General features: G+C 60.3%; 3 protein-coding genes. All 3 read left to right on the top strand.

The features are described 5' to 3' along the window. Positions 1-696: hypothetical protein (locus AC1DUU_RS27625; RefSeq protein WP_476786543.1), on the top strand; the 696-nt coding region annotated here is incomplete at its 5' end. A gap of 32 nt (positions 697-728) precedes the next feature. Beyond that, on the top strand, positions 729-2,210 hold the full coding sequence (locus AC1DUU_RS27620) for a tyrosine-protein kinase family protein (protein WP_476786542.1): 1,482 nt from the start codon (positions 729-731) through the stop codon (positions 2,208-2,210). Positions 2,211-2,256: 46 nt separating this feature from the next. Next, positions 2,257-3,054: oligosaccharide flippase family protein (locus AC1DUU_RS27615; RefSeq protein WP_476786541.1), on the top strand; the 798-nt coding region annotated here is incomplete at its 3' end.

The following is a 3,054-nucleotide window of genomic DNA, read 5'->3' as shown; positions in this document are numbered from 1 at the left end:
GACAAGATCGGCGCTGTGCCCGGCGATGCGTCGCCCGAATATGCGAAGGCCGTTGAGGAGCAGAGCCGTCTCTTCGCCACGGAACTCGGCCGCTATCGCGCCGAACGGCGCAGCCTTGAGGCCTCCATTGCCATGCGTGAGCAGGAGATCGCAGCGTTGGACCGGCAGCTTGCGGATGTCGCCATGAAACTTAGTTCAACGCAAAGCGAACTGGAAACGATCCGCCGATTGGCCAAACAGGGCCTTGCCGTTCATCGTCTAGGCCCGCTGGAGCGCAGCCTGAGCGACGTCCAGCGCGAGCGACAGGATTTGGAGATCGCCAAGCTGCGCGCGCGACAGGAGATCAATACGGCGACTGGTGAGATCGCCAGTTTGGACGAGCAGCGCCGTGCCACAGCGCTCGCTGGTGCCCAACGCATAGCGATCGATCTTCGCGCGATCGCTGAACAGAATGATACCTCCGTTCGCATCCTGGACAGCGCCGCCTATTATTCGTCGAACCTCTCCCGCCTGATCGACGCCGAGTCCGCCCCGCAGCTACGTTTCAGCATCGTGCGGACTGATGATAACGGCACGACCGAGTTCGACGCGACCGAGACGACGCGTGTTCAGCCTGGCGATATCGTCAAGGTGTTCAGAGTGGCGGCCGAGACAACCGGCACCCTTCCGGTCGAAACACAATCGACGCGGCCCTGACGATTTCGCGCCGGCATATCGAAGGCTTCTCCATGTTAGAAACGCGCCATCCGAAGGAATTGCTGATCCAGCAGCGCGTGGCGCCGGAGGCCAGTCTCTACGACTGGCGCTGGATGATTCGCTCGGGCTTGAAACGGCTCTGGCTCATCATCGCTGGAGCCCTTCTGTGCGCCGCACTTGCCGTCGGCTATGTCGCGCTTCGCCCCGCGCACTACACGGCGTCGGCTGTCCTCACCATCACCAATCTGAGATTGTCGACCAGCGGCGAAGACGCGTTCTTCACCGAGTCTCAGTTCGACCCGACCTTCCTCGAGACACAAATAGAGACCATCGGTTCGACGCCCGTACTTTCCAGTGTCCTTCAGACGCTGAAGCTAGGTGGACCCGACGCCTCCAATCAGCAGAGCGCGATCAAGGCCCTGCGCGGGGGCCTTGCCATCCAGCGGCTCGGTCAGAGCAATCTCGTCGAGATCCGCTATACCTCCCGGACGCCGCAAGATGCGGCGAACATCGCCAACGAGGTGGCGCGCGCCTATATGGCCAAGCAGGAAGCCGATCGCTCCGAAGCCGTGCAATCCGCCAGCGGATGGCTTCGGGACCGGCTTCGCGAGGCTGGTCCGAAAGCGCAGGTCATGTCGGCTGCCGCACCGCCGATCGACAAGAGCAATCCGCGCGGCATCGTGATCATCGCTTTGGCAGGGATCGTCGGTGCCGCAGCTGGTTTTGTAGCCGCGCTGGCACTGGCGTTTCTCGATCGTAGCTTCCGCCGACCGGAACAACTCGCCTCAGTGACCGGAGCAGAGTGTTTCGGTGTGATCCCGAGGCTGGACGCGGGCTCGCCAAAACCGAGCCTTGCGCTGCTGTCAGAGATTGCCGGTCGATCGGGTTCGCCGGAATGGCAGGCGTTGCGGCTGGCAAACGTCAGCATTCTTCCCTTGATCGGGGTACCACATACGAAATCGCTTGGCGTCACCTCGACATTCTCCAGTGAAGGTAAGACGGTTCTGGCAGCCAATCTGGCGCTTCACGCGGTTCAGATGGGCAAACGCGTTTTGCTCGTCGATGCACAGGCCTATCGGCCGGAACTGTCGAAATTGATGCAGCATGCGGGCCGGCGGGGCCTCATCGACTATCTTGAGGGTCGAGAACGCGATCTGGCGGCACTGGTCGTCCAGGATGCGCGAACCGGGTTGGACGTTTTGCCCTACGGCCAGGCCGGCAAAACGACGCCGATGCTTTGGTCGGGCCGCATGGAAAACCTGCTGGACGATGTGACGTCCTATGATCTCGTGGTTTTCGACCTGCCGCCGCTTGATGCGGCAGGTGATCTCCGCGCATCAGCACGCTTCATCGATTCGTTCCTGCTTGTCGTGGAAGCCGGTCGTGTGTCGGACGAAGCGCTCACCGCGGCATTGTCAGCGACGCCTTCAGTTTGGGAAAAGCTGGCGGGATCGATCCTCAATCGCTGCGATCCAGAACCGGCGTTCCAGTGGCTTCCGCCGTTCAAACGATAGGGCCCAGCTTCTATAAGCTTTCAGGCAACAGGATAGGCATGGCCTGATGGCTATTTCGTCGAAACGGCTCCTCCACGGGGCAATCTGGACCACGGGTGCCTATTTCGTCTCCGTAGTGCTGCGCTTCGGGTCGAACGTGATCCTGTCGCGGCTGGTTCTGCCCGAAGTCTTTGGCATGATGCTTATCATCAGTACCTTGCGCAACGGCATCGAACTTGTCTCCGATGTCGGTATCGGCCAGAACATCGTCCACAATAGCAAGGGCGAGGAACGTCGCTTCCGCGATACCGCCTGGACCATCCAGTTTGTTCGTGGCGCTATCCTTTTCAGCCTGATGTTTGCTCTGGCCGCACCGCTGGGGCAGCTCTACGCCCTGCCGTCTTCGGCGATCCAGATATCAGCGATAGGCCTCGCTTTGATGGGCGGCGCGTCGGTCTCCATTTACATGCTGCAGCGTCAGCTTTTGTTCGTGAAGCTGAATCTGTTCGACCTCATGGTCGAATTCGTGAATGCGATCTTCGTGATTGCGCTGGCGCTGTATAGTCCGACGATCTGGTCGCTTCTCTTCGCCAATTTGATGACCATCGTCGTGCGAACGGTGGCAAGTTACCTCTTGCCTTACGGCCGCACGTGGTTCGCCTGGCACGCTACCTATGCCCGCGAGATCATGTCGTTCGGCAGGTGGATATTCCTTTCTTCCTTGCTTTCCTTTCTCTGCGCGAGCTTCGACAAGCTCTATCTCGGCCATGCCATTCCGCTTGCGGTGCTTGGCATCTACGGCATTGCGCGAACCATTGCCGACTTGCCGGCGGTGCTGGTCGGCAGGCTGAGCTACTCCTTGATC

The sequence above is a fragment of the Aminobacter sp. P4_H6_2 genome, from assembly GCF_056400805.1.
The sequence above is the reverse complement of the archived record's forward strand: the minus strand, read 5'-3'. Positions and strand labels throughout refer to the sequence as shown.

Bases quoted from the DNA above. Each gene is read 5' to 3' on its own strand.
- AC1DUU_RS27620 (WP_476786542.1), top strand. From the start codon at position 729: ATGTTAGAAACGCGCCATCCGAAGGAATTGCTGATCCAGCAGCGCGTG.